At 38.0% G+C, this 25,239-nt stretch carries 28 protein-coding genes and 1 tRNA gene; 22 read left to right on the forward strand and 7 right to left on the reverse strand.

Annotated elements, in window-relative coordinates; all coding sequences use genetic code 11:
- The 6 genes from PL11_RS07445 (at position 1) to PL11_RS07470 (ending at position 5,508) form a co-directional block, all read left to right on the forward strand.
- Positions 1–435, forward strand: a complete 435-nt coding sequence (locus tag PL11_RS07445) for a hypothetical protein (RefSeq protein WP_035167642.1) — start codon at positions 1–3, stop codon at positions 433–435.
- 139 nt (positions 436–574) lie between these two features.
- The gene (locus PL11_RS07450; protein ID WP_035167640.1) at positions 575–2,752 is read left to right on the forward strand and encodes a Tex family protein; all 2,178 of its coding nucleotides are present in this window, start codon (positions 575–577) and stop codon (positions 2,750–2,752) included.
- Positions 2,753–2,754: 2 nt separating this feature from the next.
- A complete protein-coding gene (locus tag PL11_RS07455) occupies positions 2,755–3,201 on the forward strand; it encodes a SprT family protein (RefSeq protein ID WP_035167639.1) in 447 nt (148 codons plus the stop codon).
- 16 nt (positions 3,202–3,217) lie between these two features.
- A complete protein-coding gene (thrB, locus tag PL11_RS07460; protein WP_035167638.1) occupies positions 3,218–4,096 on the forward strand; it encodes a homoserine kinase in 879 nt (292 codons plus the stop codon).
- Positions 4,097–4,153: 57 nt separating this feature from the next.
- Positions 4,154–4,239 (forward strand) — tRNA-Leu (locus PL11_RS07465).
- 300 nt (positions 4,240–4,539) lie between these two features.
- Entirely contained in the window at positions 4,540–5,508 is a 969-nt protein-coding gene (locus PL11_RS07470; protein ID WP_035167637.1) for a helveticin J family class III bacteriocin, read from the forward strand.
- 51 nt (positions 5,509–5,559) lie between these two features.
- Here the strand turns inward: PL11_RS07470 and PL11_RS07475 are convergent, their stop codons facing one another.
- A complete protein-coding gene (locus PL11_RS07475; protein WP_052127803.1) occupies positions 5,560–6,414 on the reverse strand; it encodes a hypothetical protein in 855 nt (284 codons plus the stop codon).
- A 387-nt stretch (positions 6,415–6,801) separates the two neighbouring features.
- Here PL11_RS07475 and PL11_RS07480 point away from each other — a divergent pair, with 387 nt between their 5' ends.
- Positions 6,802–7,650, forward strand: a complete 849-nt coding sequence (locus tag PL11_RS07480; RefSeq protein ID WP_035167636.1) for a helveticin J family class III bacteriocin — start codon at positions 6,802–6,804, stop codon at positions 7,648–7,650.
- 133 nt (positions 7,651–7,783) lie between these two features.
- Here the strand turns inward: PL11_RS07480 and PL11_RS07485 are convergent, their stop codons facing one another.
- Together PL11_RS07485 and PL11_RS07490 are read right to left on the reverse strand one after the other, a co-directional pair.
- Positions 7,784–8,560 (reverse strand): hypothetical protein, encoded by a 777-nt coding sequence (locus tag PL11_RS07485; RefSeq protein WP_052127802.1) that lies wholly within the window; start codon positions 8,558–8,560, stop codon positions 7,784–7,786.
- 190 nt (positions 8,561–8,750) lie between these two features.
- The gene (locus PL11_RS07490) at positions 8,751–9,161 is read right to left on the reverse strand and encodes an ImmA/IrrE family metallo-endopeptidase (RefSeq protein WP_035167634.1); all 411 of its coding nucleotides are present in this window, start codon (positions 9,159–9,161) and stop codon (positions 8,751–8,753) included.
- A gap of 187 nt (positions 9,162–9,348) precedes the next feature.
- On the opposite strand from PL11_RS07490, the gene PL11_RS07495 reads away from it, so the two are divergent.
- From PL11_RS07495 to PL11_RS07505, 4 genes are all read left to right on the forward strand, one after another.
- Positions 9,349–9,765, forward strand: coding sequence for a hypothetical protein (locus PL11_RS07495; protein ID WP_035167632.1), 417 nt, complete (start codon positions 9,349–9,351; stop codon positions 9,763–9,765).
- Between the two features lie 287 nt (positions 9,766–10,052).
- Complete coding sequence (locus tag PL11_RS07500) at positions 10,053–10,382, forward strand: phage terminase small subunit P27 family (RefSeq protein ID WP_035167630.1); 330 nt, start codon at positions 10,053–10,055, stop codon at positions 10,380–10,382.
- Positions 10,383–10,502: 120 nt separating this feature from the next.
- A complete protein-coding gene (locus PL11_RS10430) occupies positions 10,503–10,868 on the forward strand; it encodes a helveticin J family class III bacteriocin (RefSeq protein ID WP_250637998.1) in 366 nt (121 codons plus the stop codon).
- On the forward strand, positions 10,865–11,437 hold the full coding sequence (locus PL11_RS07505) for a class III bacteriocin (RefSeq protein ID WP_250637999.1): 573 nt from the start codon (positions 10,865–10,867) through the stop codon (positions 11,435–11,437). The genes PL11_RS10430 and PL11_RS07505 overlap by 4 nt, the downstream gene beginning before the upstream one ends.
- 36 nt (positions 11,438–11,473) lie before the next feature.
- On the opposite strand, the gene PL11_RS07510 is transcribed toward PL11_RS07505, so the two are convergent.
- A complete protein-coding gene (locus PL11_RS07510; RefSeq protein WP_052127801.1) occupies positions 11,474–12,298 on the reverse strand; it encodes a hypothetical protein in 825 nt (274 codons plus the stop codon).
- A 254-nt stretch (positions 12,299–12,552) separates the two neighbouring features.
- Between PL11_RS07510 and PL11_RS07515 the strand changes: the two genes are divergently transcribed.
- The 4 genes from PL11_RS07515 to PL11_RS07530 all read left to right on the forward strand — a co-directional run bounded on the left by PL11_RS07515 (position 12,553) and on the right by PL11_RS07530 (position 16,533).
- Positions 12,553–12,957 (forward strand): hypothetical protein, encoded by a 405-nt coding sequence (locus PL11_RS07515; protein WP_052127800.1) that lies wholly within the window; start codon positions 12,553–12,555, stop codon positions 12,955–12,957.
- Position 12,958: 1 nt separating this feature from the next.
- Positions 12,959–13,873, forward strand: a complete 915-nt coding sequence (locus PL11_RS07520) for a GH25 family lysozyme (protein ID WP_052127799.1) — start codon at positions 12,959–12,961, stop codon at positions 13,871–13,873.
- Positions 13,874–13,878: 5 nt separating this feature from the next.
- Positions 13,879–14,172, forward strand: a complete 294-nt coding sequence (locus tag PL11_RS07525; protein ID WP_035167626.1) for a hypothetical protein — start codon at positions 13,879–13,881, stop codon at positions 14,170–14,172.
- Positions 14,173–14,307: 135 nt separating this feature from the next.
- Positions 14,308–16,533, forward strand: coding sequence for a metallophosphoesterase family protein (locus PL11_RS07530; RefSeq protein ID WP_035167624.1), 2,226 nt, complete (start codon positions 14,308–14,310; stop codon positions 16,531–16,533).
- 39 nt (positions 16,534–16,572) lie between these two features.
- On the opposite strand, the gene PL11_RS07535 is transcribed toward PL11_RS07530, so the two are convergent.
- Positions 16,573–17,433 carry a hypothetical protein gene (locus tag PL11_RS07535; protein WP_052127798.1) on the reverse strand — a complete coding sequence of 287 codons (861 nt, stop codon included), beginning with the start codon at positions 17,431–17,433 and terminating at the stop codon, positions 16,573–16,575.
- Between the two features lie 602 nt (positions 17,434–18,035).
- Between PL11_RS07535 and PL11_RS07540 the strand changes: the two genes are divergently transcribed.
- The gene (locus PL11_RS07540; protein ID WP_078256943.1) at positions 18,036–18,344 is read left to right on the forward strand and encodes a P27 family phage terminase small subunit; all 309 of its coding nucleotides are present in this window, start codon (positions 18,036–18,038) and stop codon (positions 18,342–18,344) included.
- A 122-nt stretch (positions 18,345–18,466) separates the two neighbouring features.
- Positions 18,467–19,444, forward strand: a complete 978-nt coding sequence (locus PL11_RS07545; protein ID WP_035167620.1) for a helveticin J family class III bacteriocin — start codon at positions 18,467–18,469, stop codon at positions 19,442–19,444.
- A gap of 40 nt (positions 19,445–19,484) precedes the next feature.
- Here the strand turns inward: PL11_RS07545 and PL11_RS07550 are convergent, their stop codons facing one another.
- Entirely contained in the window at positions 19,485–20,348 is an 864-nt protein-coding gene (locus PL11_RS07550) for a hypothetical protein (RefSeq protein ID WP_052127796.1), read from the reverse strand.
- A 344-nt stretch (positions 20,349–20,692) separates the two neighbouring features.
- On the opposite strand from PL11_RS07550, the gene PL11_RS07555 reads away from it, so the two are divergent.
- The 5 genes from PL11_RS07555 (at position 20,693) to PL11_RS07575 (ending at position 23,919) form a co-directional block, all read left to right on the forward strand.
- Positions 20,693–21,307, forward strand: a complete 615-nt coding sequence (locus tag PL11_RS07555; protein ID WP_035167618.1) for an HAD family hydrolase — start codon at positions 20,693–20,695, stop codon at positions 21,305–21,307.
- A gap of 89 nt (positions 21,308–21,396) precedes the next feature.
- Positions 21,397–21,813 carry a PTS sugar transporter subunit IIA gene (locus tag PL11_RS07560; RefSeq protein WP_035167616.1) on the forward strand — a complete coding sequence of 139 codons (417 nt, stop codon included), beginning with the start codon at positions 21,397–21,399 and terminating at the stop codon, positions 21,811–21,813.
- Complete coding sequence (locus PL11_RS07565) at positions 21,810–22,301, forward strand: PTS sugar transporter subunit IIB (RefSeq protein ID WP_035167614.1); 492 nt, start codon at positions 21,810–21,812, stop codon at positions 22,299–22,301. The genes PL11_RS07560 and PL11_RS07565 overlap by 4 nt, the downstream gene beginning before the upstream one ends.
- Before the next feature lie 14 nt (positions 22,302–22,315).
- A complete protein-coding gene (locus PL11_RS07570; RefSeq protein WP_052127795.1) occupies positions 22,316–23,095 on the forward strand; it encodes a PTS sugar transporter subunit IIC in 780 nt (259 codons plus the stop codon).
- Between the two features lie 11 nt (positions 23,096–23,106).
- On the forward strand, positions 23,107–23,919 hold the full coding sequence (locus PL11_RS07575) for a PTS system mannose/fructose/sorbose family transporter subunit IID (RefSeq protein ID WP_035167613.1): 813 nt from the start codon (positions 23,107–23,109) through the stop codon (positions 23,917–23,919).
- Between the two features lie 87 nt (positions 23,920–24,006).
- Here the strand turns inward: PL11_RS07575 and PL11_RS07580 are convergent, their stop codons facing one another.
- Positions 24,007–25,116: an LCP family glycopolymer transferase gene (locus PL11_RS07580; RefSeq protein WP_035167612.1), complete on the reverse strand. Its 1,110-nt coding sequence runs from the start codon at positions 25,114–25,116 to the stop codon at positions 24,007–24,009.
- Positions 25,117–25,239 lie beyond the last annotated feature (123 nt).

Here is a 25,239-nt window from a genome sequence, read left to right on the forward strand (position 1 = left end):
GTGAAACAAAGAGACGTACAAACTTACGCAAAGGTTATTTCAGACGTTATCGACTTTACAGGTACTAATGGTGAGGACCTTAACGCAGATTTTGAGACACTAAGAAAGGCAGTCGATAATGATTCTGTCAGTGAAATTAGTGTTGCTGAACTAACTAGAATCAAGGATCATTTCCAATCAGGAACTGATAAGTACCAGGAGAATGTTAACAAGCTTCAAAATGCATCCGTTCCAGTTAGAATTTTAGGCCGCCATAAAACAATGGTTGCTGCATATCACGATTATGCTGATGCTTGCCAAAGCATGACTGACAGCATTGACGCTGATAATCAACAAATTGATACTGACAAGTTCAACCAGTCAGAAAAAGACCAAGAAAACTTTATTGATAAGTTTTCTAAGGCTGCGAACCGGGTCATGGGTAGCATAATGTAGGCAAACGCCGGAAATCAAATTCAGCTAGCTCTTTTCAAGTCACAAACTTGAGGGCTGGCTGTTTTTTTGTCTAAATCTTACCTGTCACACTTGGCCAGAATGATATAATAATTAGTGAGAAAATTTTGAGGTGAATGTAGTGACTGAATTAAGTAAAAAGGTAGTTGCTGAACTATCGGGGATTTCTAAATCTCAAGTGGATGCAACATTGAAGATGCTAGATGAAGGCGATACAGTTCCCTTCATTGCTAGGTACCGAAAGGAAAGAACCCATAATCTGGACGAAGTTCAAATTAGGGATATTCAAGATACAGCTAAGAAAATTCAGAACCTTGATAAGCGAAAAGAAGATGTGGTTAAAAAAATTGCTGAACAAGATCAGTTGACCCCTGGGTTAAAAACTAAGGTTCTCAATGCGGAGACTCTCCAACAAGTCGATGACCTGTATTTGCCATACAAACAAAAGCGGCGGACTAAGGCCACAATCGCTAAGGAACAAGGGATGATGCCAGTTGCTGAAGCGGTATTAACGTTTGCGGGCGACATCAAACAGAAAATTAAAGCAGCAGTTGATCCTGATAAAGATTTAGCAACTGAAGAAGACGTAGTTGCTGGTGTTCATGAAATTTTAGCAGAGCAGATCGGTGAGCATGCGGAATACAGGGCGTGGATTCGTAAACAAACTTTAAGTAAGGGCGTGTTAGTCTCTAAAGTTAAGCCCAAGGTTAAGGACAGTGAGGATGCTCAAACTTACCAACAGTACTTTGATTTTGAGGAAAACGTCAAAACTGTTCCAGAATTTAGAGTATTAGCAATCAACCGGGGCGAGAAAGAAAAAATTCTTAGTGTTAAAATTTCAGTCGACGAAGATGAAATTACTAATTACCTCCACTTTAAGTTGATTGGCAACCACAATGATTACAATGCCGAAGTAATTGCAGATGCCGCGGCGGATGCGTATAAACGGTTCATTGGCCCAGCCATCGAACGAGAAATTCGTGCTGAGCTTACTGAAAAGGCTGATGCCCATGCTATCGATGTGTTCGGAAAGAATCTGTACAATTTGTTAATGCAGGCACCTTTAAAGGGCAGAATTGTTATGGGGTTTGATCCGGCCTATCGGACAGGGTGCAAGCTAGCTGTGATTGACCAAAATGGTAAGTATTTGGGTAAGACGGTAATTTATCCCCATAAACCGGCATCCGAGTCTAAGCGCAAAGCAGCTAAGGGTGAATTTATCGACTTTATCAATCAATTCAATGTTGAGATGATCGCCATTGGTAATGGAACGGCAAGTCGAGAATCAGAACAATTTGTTGCAGATGCGATTAAAGAAATAAAGCACCCAATTTTTTACGTAATTGTTAATGAAGCTGGAGCATCAGTCTATTCTGCAAGTGAAGTTGCCAGAAGAGAATTTCCGGACTTCAGTGTTGAACAGCGATCAGCAGTTAGTATCGGTCGTAGAATTCAGGATCCGTTGGCGGAACTGGTTAAAATTGATCCCCAGGCAATTGGCGTGGGTCAGTACCAACACGATGTTTCCCAAAAGGAATTGTCGGAAAAACTTGATCAAATTGTTGAAACTGCCGTTAACCAAGTTGGGATTAATTTAAATACCGCTAGTCCTGACCTGTTAGTCCATATTTCTGGATTATCTAAGACGATTGCTACGAACATTGTTACTTATCGTAATGAAAATGGACGATTTAATGATCGTAAGCAATTGACAAAGGTTCCTAGGCTTGGACCGAAAGCATTTGAACAGTCAGTTGGGTTCCTGCGCATCATTGGTGGTAAAAATGCCTTTGACAACACTGATATTCATCCGGAAAGCTATGCTGCAGCAAATAAATTATTAAAGATGTTTGACTTGGATGAGTCTGACTTAGGTTCCCAAGCGGCAAAAGAAAAATTGATGAACGTAAATACTTCAGAATTGGCAACTCAATTGGATATTGGTGAAGCGACTCTAAAAGATATCATTAAAGGAATCGTTGCCCCAGGACGTGATCTTCGTGATGACATGCCCACTCCGTTACTGAAGCAGGATGTGTTGAAGATTAGTGACCTTCGTCCAGGGATGAAACTTCAAGGGACAGTTAGGAACGTTGTTGATTTTGGGGCATTCGTCGATATTGGGGTTAAACAAGATGGTTTAGTTCATATTTCTAAGCTAAGCAATAAGTTTGTTAAGGACCCCAGTACAGTTGTTGCTGTGGGAGACATCGTGAATGTTTACGTTGAATCAATTGATGAAAAACGCTCACGAATTCAGTTGTCAATGATTGAACCAAGTGCGTCAGAAAAGGAATAGAATTGATAGATTCAGAATTACAACGATTAGTTGAACAGGTTTCATTGGAATCCTTTGGTAAGCCCTTTTTACACCAGGCGTCCTTTAATGGCAGGTTAAAGACTACGGGTGGTAGGTATCGTCTAAATGATCACAATATCGAAATCAATAGAAAAATAGCTGAACAGTATGGGCAAACGGTTCTTGTAGGGATTATTAAGCATGAACTTTGCCATTATCACCTTCATTTATCTGGTCATTCTGGGAAGCATAACACCCCTGAGTTTAAAAACCTGTTGAAGGCTGTTGGGGGATCAAGGTTTGCGCCACCGGTTGGTAGTCCTTATAAATATGGCTACGTTTGTGAGAAGTGTGGTCTAAAATACCAACGAAAGCGAAAAATTGACTTAAAAAAGTATGTTTGTGGCCGTTGTCGTGGTAAATTGAAATTAGTAGAAGAAATAAGCTAAGAAAAGGGGAATTGTGATGGCAAAGATTATCGTTAGGGTGCCAGCATCATCCGCAAATTTAGGACCCGGAATGGATTCATTAGGATTGGCATTTAAGCTGTATTACACAGTGATTGTTGAAGAGAAAACTACTGAGTGGAAGGTTAATCATGCATTAGGTGATGACGTTCCTACGGACGAAAACAATTTGATTGTCCAAAGTATCTTAAAAACAAACCCAGATATTCATCCACACCAGTTAACCGTTATTTCTGATGTTCCAATTGCCCATGGGTTGGGTTCAAGTACCACAGCTGTAGTGGCTGGTATCAAAATTGCAAATTCACTAGGTGACTTAAATCTTTCCACTGACGAACAAATCAGAATTGGTAGTGAGATTGAGGGACATCCGGAGAATGTTGCTGCCGCAATTCTCGGCAATTTGATTGTATCAACATATGATGGCAAAGATGCTGTTGCTAGTGCAATTGATGCGGGTGAGCTATCTGCACTTATGTATATCCGCCCAGACGGAATTTCTGAAGTAGAGAGTCGAGCAAAATTACCAAAGACGCTGAATTATCAGGATGCAGTGCTTAGCAGTAGCCGAGCCAATATGTTTGTAACGCTAATGAGTCAGGGAAAAATCCACGATGCGTTGCCACTAGTTGAAGGTGATAAGATGCACGAACCATTTAGAAAAGCAATTGTTCCTGAACTAGATGTGATTCGTGAAAAGGCTCATTCAATGGATATTTACGGCACATATTTAAGTGGTGCTGGTCCTACAGTAGGAACTTTGGGCAAGAAATCTGATCTAGTTCAGTTGCGCTTAGAATTGCAACAAATGGACCTAAATGGAAGCCTCAGAATACTCGATGTAGATACTGAAGGGGCAACCGTTCGCGGAGAATAAAAAAACCATTGTCATGAATGCTGCCATCTGATATAATTATTCTTGTTGATTGATGATGCGGCCATGGCGGAATTGGCAGACGCGCAAGATTAAGGATCTTGTCGGGAGTTCTCCCGGTGGAAGTTCGAATCTTCTTGGCCGCATAAATATATAATAAAAGTCCGAAACAGCTTGGGAATCCTTGCTGTTCCGGACTTTTTTTGTATTAGTTTGGATGTTATTAACAGCAGCAAAGCTTCTAGGATGCGATCCTATGGTAATCTATGCTGGAGATAGTGAATTTGAGCACCCTGCAAGAGTCTGCGTAAATATTTTACTAGGTTCACTTCATGGAACCATCCATAAAAGATACGACAAAGATGCGACTTTTGACATTACTTTTTGTTATACACTGACTTTTGCAATCGGCCGGTTATAAAAAACAGAAGAGGAAGTAATTTAAAATGGCAAAAGTTCCAGCAAAAAAAGCTTTTACTATTACAAATTTAGATTCAGATAACGCAGTTCAAAAGGTATATGTGGGAACAAAGAACTTATATGCCTTGCAACGGGTTGGATCTGATTCATATATCTCACGTGCACCCATTGACCCATTCACAGGTACAGCTCAATCTGCAGTTGCCCAAGATACAATGATTATTAAAGGTACCGGTCATTCTCAAACATTAGACTGGTATCAATATAATGGTGTTGATTACTTTTTGGTCGCTATTAAGACAAATGACAAAAAATGGGCAACGCAAATTGGTCGAGTACAGTATAAAGCAGGTACTACTATCACTGGTAACACCCTTATTACAAGAATGTCGTCAATTAACAGGGCACAAAAGGCCGACGCTTCAATCGGTACTTTACTTCGAACCGAAGCAGCTGTTTCCACTAGCCGGAAGGAAATTTTAATTCTAGCTATGGCTCAAGACGCAGCGGGTCACAATACAAAATCTGTATTTACTCGTTACAATTTGAACGCGGTAAATGCTATCTTTGACAGAATTGAGAACAGTTCAAAGAACTTCATTTCAGCAGGAGACGCTGAAGTTCGTGCTGCTGCTATTTCAACAATGACTGTTAATGGTAGCCTGTACAGTAAAACAGCAAATAATTCTATTCAGGGAATTGATTTGTCTGATGGTGCTGCAGTTTACTTGTCATCAGGTAATGAAGGCGAAACTCCTTACATCACAAAGTTCCTTTGGAATGGTTCAATTTCAATTGGTAAGCCTTTATATAATATTTATTGGCCAAAATATCCTAGCACTGGTGAAAGCCTAGTTGAAACCGAAGGATTGCAATTGAAGGACTATCTATATTTGGGCATTGGAACTCATACAAAGCCTGCTAGTTACACTTATAATCAAGGTAATCATACAAAAAATAACTACGTTTATTACATTGATAAAACATTGTTTTAATATAAAGAAAAAACACTGCCAATAGAGGTAGTGTTTTTTTGTGCTTGCCTACTATTTTGCCAACACTAGGCCATATTCAATTGTTCCACCTTTAAGCGTTGAAGGATACCCTTGCTTATTTGCTGATGTATATAGGTTACCAGAAACGGATATACCCAACTTATATCCTTGCGATATAAGTGCTGCAATTTTTTTGGAAGTATATCCGTTTGATTGTAAGATACCTGATACTTGTTGGGCAGTATAAGCTGCACTAGGAGCTGAACTACTAAGCACATACCGCATATTCTGTTTAGAAGAATATGGTTTACCATTTGTAACAACACTTGGCAAAGTATAGTTACCTTGTAAAGAACTTAAATTTATCACGTGGCTGTATCCTTCAAGTTCAGGATATAAATTATTAGTAACATTTTTTATTGCCTTTTTTGACAAATCTAAACTGACATCAGCATTGGGGAATAATTTAAGCACCGCTCTAGCTAATTTTTGCGACCTGTCAGTATTTAAATAGTTTGTATAGTCACTATCAGAAGAAAAGCTGTTGATGTTACGGGCAAGGAATGGGGCAACGTTTCCAGACCACGTATAACCACTAACTTTACCGCCAAAATTACTAATTTTATAATACACCCGTTTATTATGGACAAACGACCTAGTAACGAACCACGTTGTATTGTAGTAATTTTTAAGATTATGAATTTTCTTTTTAAAATTAGTGTTCCAGATATAAGCGTTTGTTTTTGATTTAGTGTAATACGTTGGGATATCTTCGTCACTACGATATGTGTACCATGTATATTTGTTAATTGTACGGTCGGCATGTGCGATTGGTTGTTGCATAGCAAGCCCCAACCCTGCAGCAAACAAACCGGTTATTAGAATGCTTGTAAATTTCTTGTTCATAATTAAATCTCTCCCCTCAATACCCTAATTATCTACTGATGTAATTTATCACACAAGTGATTTACACAAACGCAATGGGTTCTTAATCTTTTTGACTTACCCCAAAATTAATTAACGTTGTCTCACTTTAGAAAGTGATATGTACTTGCTGTGTTCAGCTAGATTCAGGATCATCAAAGTTTCTAGTATGCGAGTCTATGGTAATCTATGCAGGATATAACGCAGTTGATCACCCTACAAGAGCCTGCGTAAATATTTTACCAGGTTCACTTCATGGAACCATCCATAAAAGATGCGACAAAGATGCGACATTTGACATTACTTTTTGTTATACACTGACTTTTGTAATCGGCCGATTATAAAAAACAGAAGAGGAAGTAATAAAAAATGGCAACTAAAGACCATAGCATGAAACCAGGAAGCATTGCCGCATACAAGCAGTACACATTGGAAGGGCTACCTTCAACTGATAGCTACATGCGTGTAGCACAAAAAACATTTATTGCGGGTGAATTTGCATATGCTGTGCAAGTATTCAAAGGTGCTTCAATTGCAAAGGTATCAAAAGGACGTATTAGCGGAAGTGTTATTGACTTTTCAGAATTCCAACCAATGACGTTAAATGGTTTTGGTCATACCCAAACATTAGAATTGTATAATTGGCAGGGCAAAGATTACTTTTGGATTGGTACTAAGGGCATTCAAACACAAAATAATGAAGCAAACCACTACAACAAAGATTATTGGGCAACTCAATTAGGAAGATTTGAATTTCAAGAAGGTCAAACCCTTGAAGTTACAGATATTGATAGATTGACTTACCTCACTAGAATCAACACAACAGGGGCTTCAGAAGGGGCGATTGGTCGTGTAGAAGCTGCTCTATCGTCAGATAATAAGTATCTCTTAATTATGACCGTTAATAAAAATTGTAAGCAAGCCCGTATGACCATTTACGACAATGCTGCTCTTAACACTGCTCTTGATTCAAGTTCCACTGTTTCAATGGCGGATATGACCGGCAACATTAAGAAAACATGGTTAGTATCAGGAAACATTTACAGTATCTTGTTAAATGGTTCCATTCAAGGCATCGACCTTTCAAATAAATTTAAGGCTTCAGATAACTGGTATGTTTATATTAGTGGTGGTAATGCTGGTGAAACACCTTCAATTACTAAAACTACATTTGGGAACACCGCTGGATTATCTAAAGGTAAGTATGCAGATAATTGACAGTACTAATATCTATCTAGGTATTGCATACCATGATAGTGAGCACACAATTGGTAATTATATTTACCGTACAGATAAAAATAGTTACTAATAATACAAAACACACACCGAAGTGTGTGTTTTGTATTATCTATTATTTTTCTATTAATACCAGTCCTTGTTGCGGATCATCTACGTTCTTTTTTAAGTTAAATCCATTCATATATATTCCTATGGTATATGCTTTATTTAAATCAACACCATGGTTTAATAGCATTGATTTGATTTTAGCTACCCTTTGAGCATTTGAATCAGTATTCGGCGAATTCAAGTAGTTGTCAACATCTTTAAATGCTAGCACGTTTCCTTTAGGTTTATCTTTTGTATCTCTGAACAATGCATACAACGACGCATTAACAGTAACCTTACTATTTGGGAAAAGCGATAATACTTGCCTTGTTACCATTTGAGTAGGCGATTGAGAAATAAAACGACCGTAATCAGTATTCGTCATTTTGTCCAATAAGATACTTTTTACTTTAGAAAAATCGGGGTTATAACCCTGATTCAGATAACCACGCCAAACGTAACCGGTAACCAATTTTTTTGACACAGGTGACATGTTGTAAACTTGATAATAAACAGAATTTTTACCATTGTGCTTTAAAACGATTGTTCCAGAGCTATACCAAGTGGTATTTGGGTAGTTTTTAAGGTTTGCAGCTTTTTCTTTGTGATTCAAATGTTTCCAAACATAAGCATTTTTAGAGAAGCTTTTTGCATGATACACCTTTGCCCCAATACCCCCTGGAAATGACGACTTAACAACGGTGTAACCATTACTTGCATGTGTTATAGGCTGTTGTACTGCAATCCCCAAACCTGCTGCAAGTAAACCCGTTGTTATGATCCCTGCAAATTTCTTGTTCATAATTAAATCTCTCCCCTCAATACCCTAATTATCTACTGATGTAAGTTATCACACAAGTGATTTACACAAACACAATGGGTTCTTAATCTTTTCAAATGATAAAATCTTTACTTTATTTGCCTTATTTTTTTGCACCAATGGAGTTGAACCGTTGCTTGTCACCAGAAATGGGGTGAAATATCCTTTTGGGCTACTCATCAGAACCATACAAAGCTTTTAACTCATTACCTACTAAGCCTTCTAGTCTAGTGGGAATGCCAAATAATTCTGTAAATTTAACAGCATTATATGTGGGGATTTCATTTAATTTCGCATACTCAATTAAAAGATCAATTGCAAATTTGTCTGCGGAATTTTCTTCTCTAATAGTTGTGGTGCTAACCGTTACAACATCACTATCACCATTTATAATATGACCCATTTCATGTGCAAATTGGAATGGAATTTGTGTTTTAGGATCCCAGTTCATGTTTATAATAACTAGCTTCATAAGATAGCTTGAGGTGGGCACATAGTCCGAACGCATACGATCACTACTTAGAATAAAACCAATGTGGTGTTTGTATGCATAATTACAAAGATAGTTAATCAATTCATCCATATATTATTTGTCCTTACTTTTAAGATATGCTGTAACAATGTCTAGTAAAACCTCCCTTTGGGATTCCGAAATAGGCTTTCCTTCAATATGTAAACGTTCTTGCGATTTTATTGGACCGGTTCTACGCTTTGAAATCATATAAAAGAAATACAGTGCATTTAATTATTATGTTAGGGGAGGCTACTGAATGAGGAGTGGAACATATAAACACATTGAACAAATTCTTATGGATCATCCTTATATAGAACGTTATATAAAAGAAAGAGAAGATGAAATTAGTTATCCATATATTCAACGGGATGCAAACGTTGGTGGTGGTAAAGCCCAGTATAAAAATGATGAAGGGACAGCCATGATGGCAATAACTATTGCATCCGATAAAGAAATTAATTTTCTTCGTTTCACTAAACAAATGGTAGATGAATGTGTGAATGAAACGGATCCAGAAACGCTATCAATAATTACTGAATTATACTTTAAGAAAAACCGTAGTTTAACTTTGACCGGACTTAGCCAGAAATTGAATCTTAGTCGGTCACAAATCGCTAGGAAGCGAAGTGATTTCTTTGAACAAGTTGCTTTGAAGTTAGGATTTCCGGATTAAAAGATGCGACAAAGATGCGACTTTTGACATTACTTTTCGTAGTATTCTGGTACTGTAGAAAAAGTTAATAAATAGCAAGTCTATAGGTTAGAATAATATTCTTCAATATTTAGCAGTGCTACCACTTCAATCCAATGAGTGGTGGCACTGCTTTTGTTTACTTAAAAATTGATGAATAGAAGAAACACTCGCTATCGATTATTTATATATTCAACGTTCCTTTAGGAAAACTCAACTATTCTCCCGTACAGAATCCGACGATTGTGTGACCGAAAGTAGAAACTAATATTCAGTTCCAAGATAAGACTTTGATTGAAGCGCGGTGCATTAACTATCAACAAATGAGAAATGCGTATGCAGATATTATGGAAAATGGTTCAGTCAAAGCAGCGTACCGAACCGTCACCAACCCGACGAACGGAGAAATCATGGCAACTAACTTTACAGGTTATAAGCGGAACCCGTCGACGCAGATATTCGACGCAGCTACTGCGAAAATTAAATCAATTTCGAAAGATCTAGGTATGACCCCACAAAGTAGAGCGGAATTATTGGACTTATCAAAAGACGACGATAACGGTGATTCAGTTAAGAAATTGAAAGAATTGTTTGGTTAAGCACGTAAAGGCGTGCTTTTTATTTTGCAATAAAGGGGGTGATTAGGTTGGTATGAATAAAGTAGTTTTTGAAGATGTTGTCGAAAATTATATATAAATAAAGAAATGGAGAAATAAATAATGGTAACTGCAAAAAGAAAATATAAATTAATAATGCCAGGTTCACAGGTTGTGCAAAAGTTTTACTTAGATTCTGATGATACTGCTTATGCATTACAAATGTATGGATCAGACGGAAAGGACATGATGTTGTGCTACGGTAAAATTAACCCTAACCAAACTGAAATTGACTTTACGGGATCTGGTTTTAAGAGAACCAGATTGGTTAACTTTGGGCATGGGCAAACTTTCGAGCCTTTCAAGGATACTACTGATGACGGCAAATGGGCCTGGGTAGTAACGTATGCTAAATCAAGTACTGATGAAGATTCTATTCATTGGGCAACTAGAGTTGGAGTAATTCCGCTCATTCAATTACTTATTTGAATAATCTAGGAACTGGTAAAAATCCAAATATGTCACTACATCGGGTGGATGCGGCGTTATCATCGGATAAGTCTAGGTTAGCAATTTGGACACAAGGATCAGGATCAACATCAAGTGCAACTAAACGGATTACAGCATTAAATGCTATGCCGCTATTTGAAGCTTTAAAGAATGGCAATATTAGTGCCAAAACTGATCCAAGATTGGTATCTGGTGGAAGTTTTTATGTTTCTAGTCGAAACATTACAAAATATGTTTATCCGCAAAATTCCTGGCAAGGTATGGAACTGTCTAACAAACGTAGTGCAGCAAATGGTGGATACAACTGGTTATATTTCACCAGTGGACAGGCTGTAAGTAATAATGTACCTAAGATTATTCGCTCACCTTGGAATGTCTTAGCTTCGACTCAAGATATAATTAATATTACCTTTACAGATTTATCAGGTAATGTTGAAATTGAGGCTCCACAGTTACTGGATAATTATGTATACTTCGGTATTGAATCAGGAACTGCTGGTGGTAAAACACATTATATTTATAGCGTTCTTAAATCAGATTTTGATTAAAGAAAAAGCCTTACCATTAGGAGGGCTTTATACATATTATTTCGGAATTCCAATAACTATTGCACGTGATTGATAATCAATCATATCTACAAAATTTGGTAAATTTACGGGGAAGGTATATTGCTTAGAAAGTTTTAAAGCTTTTGTATTATCGATAGCTTCTGCGTTACCGACAAAGTCTGCGGCAATTTTGTAATCACTCATAGACTTGCGTACATCACCTGTATATCCCATGTTATTCAAATCTTGTTCAATATATTTTATGGCAATCGACGGAGCCATTCTTTCGTAACGATCATCTGGATTAAAAGTGATTACTTTTAAATTTGTAAAGTGGTTAGAGTATTTTTTTGATCTTGTATATGAATATTTTGCTAAATTTACATCTATACCCGAATTTGGAAATAACTTGTTTACCATTGAATTTAATTTCGAGGCACGATTGGTGTCAATATAGCTTATATAAGAAGCGTTGTCGTTAAAGAGTGTAGCCATTTTTTGTGTGTTCTTTGTAAGGTAACCTGACCAAACTGTTCCCTTCACTTTTGGATTATATGCAGAAGCGACCTGATAGTAAACTTCGTTTTTTCCCTTAACTTGTTTAACGTAAGCCTTAGATACCATCCAGATGGTGTTAGGATAATTTTTTAGGTTATGAACACGTTTGGTGTGAGGGTTATTCCAAATATAGGCTTTTTTACTACGGGTAATTGAGTAGTAAGGAATCGGACCGGTAAACTTACTGCCATCAAACGAATAATTGCTAGGAATTTTGCTTGCACTGGCTTGCTGACTCCATGCACCAGTAAAGCCCATTAGCAGGCCGTAAGTAATTATTGCGAGTTTAATTGATTTTTTCATATTCTCTCCTCCATTATTGCTATCAAGTATAACAAGAAAGGTGGTGATGCAGCTAGAATTGTCTTATATAATGCTTAAAAATGTACCTAATAAGCCAAAGAAACTGACAGTTAACCAGCAACTAATCCTGTTGATAGGTGCAATAGATTCAGAGAATCATTTGGTCTGCAAAGATTTAGATTCACGACTAACGAAATTAGAAAACCAAGCAAAGCCTGAATAAGGCTTTTTTATTTTGAAAGGAAGAGATATTTATGAATAATGGTTCATTTGATATTGCAAGCGTACTTACATTTGTGCTTACGGTAATTCCGGCACTTTACAAATTGTTACACCCACTGATTCAAGCAAAGATTGATACTGAAAAAGACGAACAAACCAAACAAAAACTAGAAATTGCCGACAATTTGGCCAAAGCAGGCGTGGCTGAAATGGCAGTCATGCAAGATATGTCAGCGACTGACCGTAAGAAGGAAGCCATCAACTTCGTTATTAATCACATGGATGATTTAGGTAAGACGATTTCTGAAGGTGCAGCAAGTGCTAAGGTCGAATCTGCCTATCAAAATTACAAAAACAATATCGGTGGTGACATTCACCGACCAATCGAACCAACCGAAGTTGCTGCTGACCCTGACCCGGTAAAGGACGGTGAATAATATGACTAGAGAAGTTGCAGATATTGCTTCATATCAAGGTAGTTCAATTGAATACTTGAAAACATTGCGTAAATACGCTTCAAGTTTGTTAGTCAAATTAACCGAAGGTTCTGAAAATGGTTCAGCATATGTTAACCCCAAAGCTGGCGCACAAGTTGCCAATGGGCTGCAAGTGTTTGAATCAGTGGGGGTCTATCACTTCTTTAAAGGAAACTCACAATATTATGGTGACAACGACCCAATTAATGAAGCAAAGTTTTTCTTGAAGCAAGCCTTGAAGTTAGGGCTAGATAAAACCACGGTCATGATCATTGATGTCGAAGATACATCAGTAATGGCTGACGCCACGCATGATGTAAATCTATTTCTGAAGTACCTAAACGACAACGGATATATGAATACGGTCGTCTACGCTTCCGCTTCATGGTTCAAAAAAGGGTGGGCAACTCACTATATTAATAAGGACGCCTTATTTAACAACGCGCCAATTTGGGTTGCTTCATATGGTTCAGCAAATAGTGGCGTAAGTGGTACCAATGCATGGCAGTACACTAACAACGGTCACGGCTTGAATGTAGACTTCAGTTATGACCTGGACGGTTGCTTATCCGGAATCGCTGATTATCAAGTTAAGTCAGTTAACGATACACCAACAACTGACCAACCGGAAACGCCACAACCTGACCAACCCGCACAACCTGAAACTACTGAACTAGAATCAGGCATGTACACGATTGTCGCTGATTATGTGACGGTCTATACTGACCCAAAACTACAAGCAACAGCCAATGAACAGCTGGCTAAAAGCAGTGTCCTGGTATGTGTTCCCGCTGATAATACAGGTAAAAGTTTGATGATTGGCCGGGATATGTATATCACTGCTGATCAAAATAAAGTGCAATTTAAGAAGGGGTGATTTAATTGCGCATGCTAGGGCTGACAATCGAAGATTGGGCTTCGCTAATTGGAGTAGTAGGCTCCATTTCTGGCATTGTATTTTACCTGTTTCGGGTAATTGTCGTTAAACCAATGTCCGATAAAAGCCAAGCACTAAATACAGCAATCGAATCACTAACTAAAGAAGTTAAATCAATGCGTCAACAAGAAGAAGCTGAACATGAAAACTACGAAGGAAAGCTGCATAGTCATGATATTCAGCTGGCTCGTCATGAAGAAGAAATCAAAACGCTATTTCGACATACCGATGACAACTAAAAAGCACCCCTATTTGGGGTGTAGTTATACATAAAAGATGCGACAAAGATGCGACTTTTGGGCATACAAAACGGTATACACTTAGTAGTGTAATCCAGCTGGTTACCAATAATAATCCTAAAGGAGTTACAAAATATGTCATTTGATGTTTCAAATACACCTGATGGTTACGAAATTGACGATTCAGGTTCATTTACTTTTAATACAAAATGCGGGGTGCGTACTAGTCCCGACATGAGCGTAACACCAGTTACTTATTATCAAGTCGGTCAAACTGTGTACTATGCCCGAAAAATTAAGAATGGTAATCATTTCTGGTTATCTTATATTGGTGCTTCAGTAAATTGGGCATTCGTACCTTACGCGAATACTGATACTGGGGTAGTTTTTGGTACAGACTCAGATAATACTAATCCAATCAAACCAGTTGACGGTGGTTCTACGGGTGGAAGCACAAGTGGAAACCAAGACGGGGTTGGTTCATTAACTGGTCAAGCAGCCGCAGACGTTGCTGACCAAACACCAGAAGGTTTTGAATATGTGACAAATGGAAGTATTACAATTACTGATTCTGCGTATGCTTATGGTTATGCACAGCCCAACACCCTAGCTGATTTAGTTGATGAAACATTATCAGTAGGAGATACAATTTATTATGATAAGAAAATTAAGGAAGATGGCTGTTACTGGTCACACTATACAACTTCAACTGGGGTGAGTGCGTTCTTACCATATGGTCAATTTATTCCATCCTTTATGTATTATTCAACAGACAACAATCCTGGAGACCCAGTGATTCCACAAAATGGTTCCACAGGAGGTGGTGAGACCGGTGGCGGTTCAACAACCGGGCGTCCACAAGGTGGAGAAGATACCGAACAGTCAAGTTTCAAAAGTACAGCACTACCCAATAAAGAACTGATTGATGAAGTGATTCATGTTCGTGGTTTTGTAAAACTGGTTGATAGTAATGGATGGACTCGAGAGACGCCGGATAAGGATGGTAAAAAAGTTACTCTTTTAAAGATTGGTGATAATTACCATTACGAATATAAACTTGTGGCACAAGGTAGATTATGGGCTAAAGGTAAAGATGGCACATATTTAACATTAGGTACATTAACAAAGCCATTGAAGACCACTAAGAGTTCTAGTACACCAACTTCTAAGTTTAACTATGTAAATGATTCCTCACATAAGCAGCCAATTGAAGATATTTGGGACTATACTTTTAGTGATGAAGAATACAATAGTGATGATTCAGGTTATAGTGTTCAAACCTTACGGGAGAATCCACAAGAAGATCTAGTTTTGAATTCGTCAGAGGAAACTTTAATTGAACAACTTAGAAATGATATAAGCAGTACCGACCAACAAAATGGTATAGAAGACAGTGTTCTAGTAGGCTTTATTACTGATACTCACTTTAATAGTTTTAAAACACCTGGAACCGTTCGTGCTCTTAGACAAATGAAGCTAATGAGTTATATTGCTAAAAACGTTGGTTTGGACTATGTAGTTCATGGCGGTGACTTGAACGATGGAGTACAACCTATCGCTTGGGAAAAAGCAGATGTTCAAAGAGCAGTGGATGCAATGAAGTTAGGACGCCGGCCATTTGCAATTCTCCAGGGTAATCATGATGACAATTCTGGAATGGCACGTGATGACAACCGGGACTATGCTAACGGAGAATGGGGTTATTGGCCAGGTCATATTATCCATAATGATGTTGCAAACCAATTACGATTAAATGAATTTAGTCAATTTATCAATGCTAAATCAAATGCTAATAATGCCTTATATGGATCATATAAAATACCAAATAGTGATGTTAATATTGTTATTTTAGATGGTTTTGATCAGCCTGATAATTACGGCTCATTTGTTCAAAAGCGCTCCGCATTCAGGCATGGATGGACTCATTTTAGTTCAACTCAAAGAGCCTGGCTTCAAGGTGAGCTTGATGATATTCAAGGACGAGGTGAGAAGGCGTTAGTGTTCACTCATATTATGTTTAAAGGATTAACCTGGCAAGCTGCTGAAAATACTTTTGCAGAAAATGATGTGAATAATGACGGTGGTTTGATTAGAAATGTAATCGAAGCTCATTCGGGCACCGTATTAGGTGTATTTGGGGGGCATACGCACGTAGATGATTATACAGAGTCGGGTAATGTGACATATGTAACTACAGGATGTGCACTTCCTGACCGTGGCGAAGGCAGTGAGTCTCGAAGCATTGGTTCGGAAAATGAACCACTGTTTGATGTACTTCAAATTAAGCCAAGTCTGAATAAAATTTACAGACATCGAATTGGGTATAAAGGAAATCGTTTTATAAACGAAATTAGTTTCTAAATAAAAAAAGGTCTTGCAGTAGCAAGACCAATACATAGATTATTTCATAATAAATATAGAACTGCCACTATAAAGGCCACCTTCTCGACCCTTAAGATGATTTAAGATAACAAATCCTATTTTACCGTTAAAGCTTTCCCTGTCATTAGCTGAGATGCCATCGGCAGTAAGGGCATTATAAAGGTCGGAAGTTGTGGGCAATGAATTACTTGAAGGCAAAGAATTTACTAACTGTTCCACGTTCTTTAGTTCTTTGACACTACTATTAATTGCATTCACGTCATATTTTATTGAATTAACTGCATTATCATCCCAGTATAGTGATCCTTTATTTTGTGCATACTTTGATAAGTTCAAATCTAGTTTTGCATTTGGAAGTGCTTTAAGAATCATTCTGGAAACCGCTTGCTTAGAAGCAGATTGAACGAAGTGCAAATAATCGTTACTGGAACCGTAGTTAGTGAGAATTGGTAATGAAGACAAATCGTTTTGAGCACTAATTGAGTTTCCTACAGTACCGCTGTTTTCAGAGTTTGAACTGCCCTTGGTTGTGTTGTTAGTGCTTATTTTTAAATAATTCCTGTGTACGAATCCTGAAACTTTACCATTGCCACTAGTAACCTGATAGTATATTCCTGATTTATGCCCCTTAACCATTTTGACGCTTTTTGACAAGTACCATGTAGTGTGAGGATAGTTCTTTAGATTGTGCAGTTTTTTGGTATGATTCCAATTCCACATGTATGCAGTTCCCTTCGTTTTAGCACGTAAAGGTACATTATTGTAATTTTTGGTTTTAGTCCACTTATATGCGGCGTGTGCTGTTGGTTGTTGAACCGCAAGCCCCACACCTGCAGCAAACAAACCGGTTATTAAAATGCTTGTAAATTTCTTGTTCATAATTAAATCTCTCCCTTCAACACCCTAATTATCTACTGATGTGATGGCCCACACAAGCGATTTACACAAACGCAATGGGTTCTTAATCTTTTTGACTTACCCAAAAATCAATTAGCGTTGTCTCACTTTAGAAAGTGAGGGGGCCTTTTGTCTTAACTGTGTTTAATTATGTTTAGCATAACAAGCTTTTAGGAGCGTGACACTGTTGATCTATGCCGGATATAGCGAATTTGAGTACTCTGCAAGAGTCTGCGTAAATATTTTATTAGGTACCTTTCATGGACCATCCATAAAAGATGCGACAAAGATGCGACTTTTGGCATTACTTTTCGTAGTATTCTGGTACTGTAGAAAAAGCTGATAAATTGCAATTCTATAGGTTAGTATAATATTCTTCAAAAATTTAGCAGTGCTACCACTTCAATCCAATGAGTGGTGGCACTGCTTTTGTTTACTTAAAAATTGATGAATAGAAGAAACACTCGCTATCGATCATTTATATATTCAACGTTCCTTTAGGAAAACTCAACTATTCTCCCGTACAAAATCCGACGATTGTGTGACCGAAAGTAGAATCTAATATTCAGTTTCAAGACAAAACTTTGATTGAAGCATTGTGTATTAACTATCAACTAATGAGAAACGCATACGCGGATATTATGGAAAATGGTTCAGTCAAAGCAGTATACCGAACCGTTACCAACCCGACGAACGGAGAAATCGTGGCAACTGACTTTATCGGCTACAAATGCAAACCGTCAACGCAGATATTTGATTTCGCCACTGCAAAAATTAAATCAAACTCAAAGGATTTAGTCATGACCCCACAAAGTAGAGCGGAATTATTGGACTTATCAAAAGACGACGATAACGGTGATTCAGTTAAGAAATTGAAAGAATTATTTGGTTAAGCACGTAAAAGCGTGCTTTTTATTTTGCAATAAAGGGGGTGATTAAGTTGGTATAAGTAAGAGTAGTTTATAAAAACGTTGTTAAAAAATTATATGAAAATACAGAAATGAGGAAATAAATAATGGTAACTGCTACTAAAAGATACACTTTAAATTTTGCGGGTGATGATTCTCACAACAAGGTTGTACAAAAGACATACCTTGACTTCGCGAATAAGGATGAAGTTACTGGCGAAGTGACTGCATATGCAATGCAAATGAAACCAGGCAATACTACTGATATGGAATTATATATGGGTAAATTCCAAGAGGGTGATTCGGAAATAACTCTAAAGCCCTACATGAGTTTAAGTAATTTTGGTCACGGGCAAACCTTTGAAGTATTTAAAGATACCGATGGTTCCAAGTGGGCATGGGTGGCAACTTATAAAAGTTCTAGTGAAGTAGATACTCTTGGTGATCATTGGGCAAGTCGTATTGGAGTTATTCCGCTGGATGGAATTGATAAAAATGCTAGTTCAGTCCATTCATTGACTGATCTTAATTATCTTGGTGGTAAGAAGGACTTTTCTATGCACCGTGTTGACGCAGCTTTGTCATCAGATGGTACTAGGCTTGCAATTTGGACTGAAGCTAAAGGTAACTCTTCAGCTCAAAAGAGAATTACAGCCTTGGATGCAAAACCTTTATTTAATGCACTTAAAAAAGGAAATATTGACGTAAAGAAAGAACCCAGTGTTCTTCCTACTGGATCTTTCTTTGTTTCAAGTCGTAACATTTCATCATATTCATATCCTCAAGACTCTTGGCAAGGTATGGAATTATCAAACATGACAAGCCATGGATATAATTGGGTTTATTTAACTAGTGGTCAACCTGGAGACACTACTAAAATTGTTCGTGCTCCATGGAACTTTAGCAGTCCAGCGCCTAAAACATTGAATGTTTCCATTCCTGGGGTTAGTGCTGATCATGAAACCGAGGCGCCTCAGCTTTATGGTAATGATGTGTATTTTGGTGTTGAAGAGAAATATACTACTGTTAATAAGAACCAAAGTAATCATCACTATATTTACAGTATTCCCAAAGATTCTTTCTAACAAAAAAAGCCCATTAAGGGCTTTTTCATACATAATTAGTTTAATTCTTAGTGGCTAAATAAAAGTATGCACCGGAACCTAACTCATCTTCTTCAGTCTTCATTGGGTATGGTGATGTAAAATAATTACTTTTTCCAGGCATTTGCGCACCATCGGTAGAAAAGATACCAATGGAGTAATTCCCCATGGAAGCTCGCTTGCTTGGGGTGTACCCGTGTTCTGCCATAATTTGAGAAATGTGTTTAATCCTTGGTGTAATCGCCAAGCCGGCTGTCTTAATTAAATAAGTATTAATGTTATTGTTGGTACTATTGCTAGATAGTGGTTGTAAATTATTGAAATTAATTAAATTACCAAAATCCGGACTCACATTATTACTTTCAATAAAGTTAGACTTTATTTTTGAAAGTGAGAGACTAACTTTGCTGTTGGGGAACAATGCCACAATAGCTTTTGCCAATCGCTGGGAACGGTTGGTATTGATGTAATGCTGGTATTCTTGGTCAGTTTTAAAAGAACTTAGTGGTTTGGCTAATAACCGATACAAATAACCACTCCAAATCAATCCTTTAATTTTAGGATTATTGGCAGATGATACTCGGTAATATACATTTGGATTCCCACCGTATCTTTTAACCGATGCATAATGCACATACCAATCCGAATTAGGATAATTTTTGATGTTATGGAGCCGTTTAGTGTGGCTATAATTCCATAGATAGGCTGATTTGGTCGTGCTTTTTGGAGCGTATCTGACTGCACCAGCTCTGGACTTGTTTTCATCAAACACATAATTACTGGGAACACTAGGCATTTTGCTGGCCATAGTCTGATGTCCCCATATACCAGTGAAGCCAATTAATAAACCCATCGCAATCATTGCTAATTTAGTTGTTTTTTTCATAGTTAATCATCTCCCACATGCATTATCTAACGTTACCATAGGGTAAACAAGTAATTCTCACTGAATTAAACGTGTTCTTAATGTTCTAATAAATAAAATGCACTCATCTCTTCGAACGTGGATGACTTTTGTGTAAGTCAATACTACCAGACGTTAAATATCAGCAAGATTAAAAAAATCCTTCGCACAATTTCTAATCCAGTTTTGCTTTATATCCCTCTAAATGCTATCATATCAACGGGTATAAAGATTATTAACGAATGTTTTTCACCACATAAATTATTCGGGCCATTACCTTACCGGTGTGGTTCGTTTTTTTGAATTTAATTTGGGGGTATCTTGATATGGACGCTTATATTTTTGATGTGGACGGGACTTTGATTGATAGTGAGAAAATGTACATGCTTTCTTTACTGAAAGTCCTCAATGCACATGGATATAATTACAAGTACGATGAAATTACCCAAGCGTTTGGAATTAATGCGCTTGATGCCGTGATTCAACTTGGGGTTAAGAATCCCCAAGCCATTCTGGACGAGTGGTTTTCAATCGTGGATGATTATAAAGACTTAACGCATGTATTTCCAGGAATTAAAGAGGCTTTAGCAGAATTGCATGCAAGTAGTTCGAATCGGTTGGCAATTGCAACGTCAAAATTGAGAAAAGAATTGTTACGAGATGTTAAGCCATTTGGGTTAAACCCTTATTTCGATGCGGTCATTTCTTCGGATGATGTTGAACACGGCAAGCCTGCACCTGATATGGTGATCAAAGGAATGGAGAAACTGTCGTCAACTACAAATAGCACGGTTTATGTCGGGGATACAGTGTATGATTTGGAAGCAGCCCATCGTGCAGGAGTTAGTTTTGCATTGGCAGGTTGGGAGACTAAAATGGCGGACAAGTTCAAGGATAGTGAGTACTATCTAACAACTCCAGCCGATTTGTTGAAAATTTAGGTATAGTTTACCTAGAATAGTGATAATCACTGTTAAATGGTAAACTAAAGGTAAGATTGAAAGCGATTTAATAATATGGGGGCGATAGTGTGATTTCAATTATTGTGGGAACTCACGGCAATTTCGGGGTTGAACTGGTCAAATCAGCAGAGATGATTTTTGGTAAACAAGATCAAGTTACGTCTGTTGCAATGGCAGGTTCTGATTCACTTGATGTGGTAAAGGAAAAATTTACAACGGCAATCAATCAGTATTCAAACGAAAACCAGGTATTATTGTTAACTGATTTATTCGGGGGAACCCCGTTTAATGTTTGTGCACAAATCGTGGCGACTGATTCCAAACGGTTTGAATTAGTTGCTGGGGTCAATTTAGGGATGGTGCTGGAATCGTTTACTAGTTTGAATATGGATGTCCATGAATTAGCCGACCACCTAGTAAGTTCAGGCCAACAAGCAATTAGAAAATTCGAAATGCCTAAAGATGAGGAGGATGATTTAATATGACAATGAGTATTTTACTAGCTAGGGTAGACAGCCGCCTATTGCATGGCCAAGTGGCAACATTTTGGACCAAGCAAGTTAATCCTAACAGGATCTTAGTGGTTTCCGATTCCGTTGTTAATGACCCCTTGAGAAAGACACTCATTACTCAGGTTGCTCCTCCAGATGTTAAAGCGAATGTAATCTCGGTGGATAAGATGATTTCAATATACAAAGATCCAAAGTTTGATTCGTTTAAGGCACTTTTATTAACCGAAACTGTTGCGGACATGGTTCGATTAGCAGATGGTGGGGTTGATTTTTCTAGCACCGGAATCAATTTAGGTAATTTAGCGTACACTCCTGGCAAAAGGATGCTTACGGATACCGTTGCAGTAGATGATAACATTGTTAGCCAAATCCGTCAGTTAACTGACGACTATCACTTTGATGTATACGTCCAACAAGTTCCTAGTGAAAAGCCACAGGGTGTCTTAAATTTGATTAAGTAGGTGTTGGTGAGAACATGAATTTATTGACAAACTGTCTAATTTTAATTGTGGCTTTTTTTTCGGGCATTGATGGCATTTTGGATGAGTGGCAATTTCATCAACCAATTGTAACGTGTACATTAACTGGTTTAATTTACGGTGATCTCAATACGGGAATTTTAATTGGTGCTGCTTTACAGGTAATTACGATTGGCTGGATGAACTTAGCTTCTGTAGTTGCCCCGGACATTGCGTTTGCGGGGGTGACTGGTGGAATCATGGTTTGCGGGCCTGCCCAACTGACTGTCAGTCAAGGGGTTATCATTGCAATTTTGGCTTCAGTAGTCGGCCAGTGGTTAACGGTTAGATCAAGAAAGGTTGCCGTGAACTTTGTTCATCAAGCTGATCAAGCTGCGTTAGATGGTAAACTTTCGTTGATTTCGAGTTTGCATATTAAAAGTATGACAATTCAGGGACTGCGTGTTTTACTGCCAACAGTGTTGGTGTTGCTAATTTCAGTTAAGCCAGTTGGTGATGTGTTCAGGCTGATTCCTAAAACTATCAACCATGGCCTAGATATTGCTGCTAGTATTTTAGCGATTGTTGGCTTTTCGATTATTGTTACGACGGTTGAAACCAAGTCGTTGTGGATTTGGTTTGCAGGTGGTTTTGTGCTTGCAGCATTTTTAAAATTGAGTTTAGTTGCTGTGATTTTGATAGGAATTTTCTTAACCGCAATATATTTGGTGATTGAAGCTAAACGTCAGAATAAGCAACCGGATGATCCATTTGGAGACGATTTAGATGATTTGTAAGGTGACTGATTATGAATAGTGATGAAAACAATCAAATAAGCCGCTGGGATTTCACCCGAGTATTCTTACGATCTTCGCTGGAACAAGGATCATGGAACTATGAGCGGATGCATAATCTTGGCTTTGAATATATTTTAGTTCCGGTAATTGAACGGCTTTATCCGAACAAAGCAGATAGGATTGCGGCGATGAGTCGCCACCTAGCTTTTTTTAACACAACGCCAGTCATGCAGTCGTTAATCACAGGAGTAACGATGAATATGGAGACTGAAGTTGCAGCTGGAAGATTGCCAGCGGATCATGTTAACCAAGTTAAGACAGCTTTGATGGGTCCTCTAGCATCATTTGGTGATCCGCTTTTGTGGGCGGTGCTACGACCCATGATTGCGGCAATCGCAATTGAACTCTCACTTTCCAGTTCTCCGGTTTGGGGCCCAATATTTTTCTTTGTGGCTTGGAATGGCTTGCGGCTGACATTTAGGTACATAAGCCAGTCGGTAGGTTATAAAAGGGGATTAAATATTCTGGAAATAGTTCAGTCGTCGTTGATTAAAAATGTAGTTAAGGCATCATCGGTATTTGGGATGTTTTTGATGGGTGCATTAATTGCCAGATTCGTTAGTTTAAATGCGGTTCGCGGGCTTTCTTCCGTTTCCATAATTAACCATCTGAATTTTAGTCCCGTATCTATTTTGTCGGCAGTCATTGCGATTTGTTTAATGAGTATTAGTATGTGGCTGTTAAGACACAGGGTAAATGCGGTTTGGATAATGCTGGGGATTACAGCGGTTTGTGTGATGTTAGCTATGATTAAAGTAATCTAGAATTGTTGATTAAAAATTATTCTAAAAAAGGGTTAAGATGTTTTACAACATCTTAACCCTTTTGATTTGTACAATTTACGTTATCTTTTAATAGCCACTTGCAGTTCCGGTTGAACCAGTGGTATCTGTTGTAGTACCAGTAGTGTCAGTAGTTCCGGTATCAGTGCTTGATTGGGTACTTGATAGTTTCTTTGATTTTCCCAATCCAAGAGAGCCGCGAATATCGTTTGAAACTCTCAATAATTCATCTTGAGGAACATCTTGGTATGAAATGCCATCAATCATTGCCCCAACTCCTTGAAGAGTTTGTGACTTGATATGGTGAGTAGCATCTCCATACTTAGCTCTAACCGCAATCATGTCGTCAAATGACATGTCGGTTTTTAGGTTACCCTTTAGTGAAGTTAAAATTTGTTTGTATCTTGGTAATGAAGTAATCTTCAAGCCCTTCATAACCATATCCTTGATGATTTGGCGTTGTCTAACTTGACGACCATAATCTCCAAGGGGATCTTCTTCTCTCATTCGGGCATAGTCTAATGCTTGCTTACCATTTAAGTGAATCTTAACACCCTTTTTAACATTAGCGTGTCCGTACTTAAATGTTAGGGTTGGCTTAACGTCAACGCCACCAACAGCGTTAACCATCTTTTCAAGTCCACCCATGTTGACAATTGCATAGAAGTCAATTGGGATGTCTAGTAATTGTTGGACGGTTTTGATGGTTGTTCCGGCTCCACCAATGGTGTAAGCAGCGTTAATTTTTTCATATGGAACTGTATCACCTGGAATTTGAACCCTTGTATCACGAGCGATACTTGTTAAGTGAATAGTTTCTTTCTTTGGATTAACGGTGGCGACGATGATGGTATCCGTTCTACCGGTATCGTGTCTACCTAATGCTCCCGTATCAGTTCCTAACAACAGAATGGATAGGGGCTTTCCTTTGTTGATAACTGATGAAACGTTTCTTGATTTTTGAATTGATGCGGTGTCATAAGTTTGTTTGAAAGTCTTCTTGGCGTTCTTATATGCACCGTAACCCCAAACTAGGCCACCACCAACGATTAACAGAACAATTATAAAAATTGTCCAGCCAATCTTTTTTCTCTTACCAGATTTCCGGTAATGAGGTTTCTCGTCAGAGCGTCTCGAATATACGTGATCAAAGTTCTTATCTTTATCATCTAATGGCATATTAATTCCTCAATCTTTAAAAGTCTTACAAAAGTATATTGCAGAATAAGCTTACTGAAAATGCTTTATTTTCAATTTTAGACTATTTTAATAAAATAGAAAGTTTAGCAAATTAAATCTACT

The organism is Lentilactobacillus curieae, assembly GCF_000785105.2.
Lineage (GTDB): Bacteria > Bacillota > Bacilli > Lactobacillales > Lactobacillaceae > Lentilactobacillus > Lentilactobacillus curieae.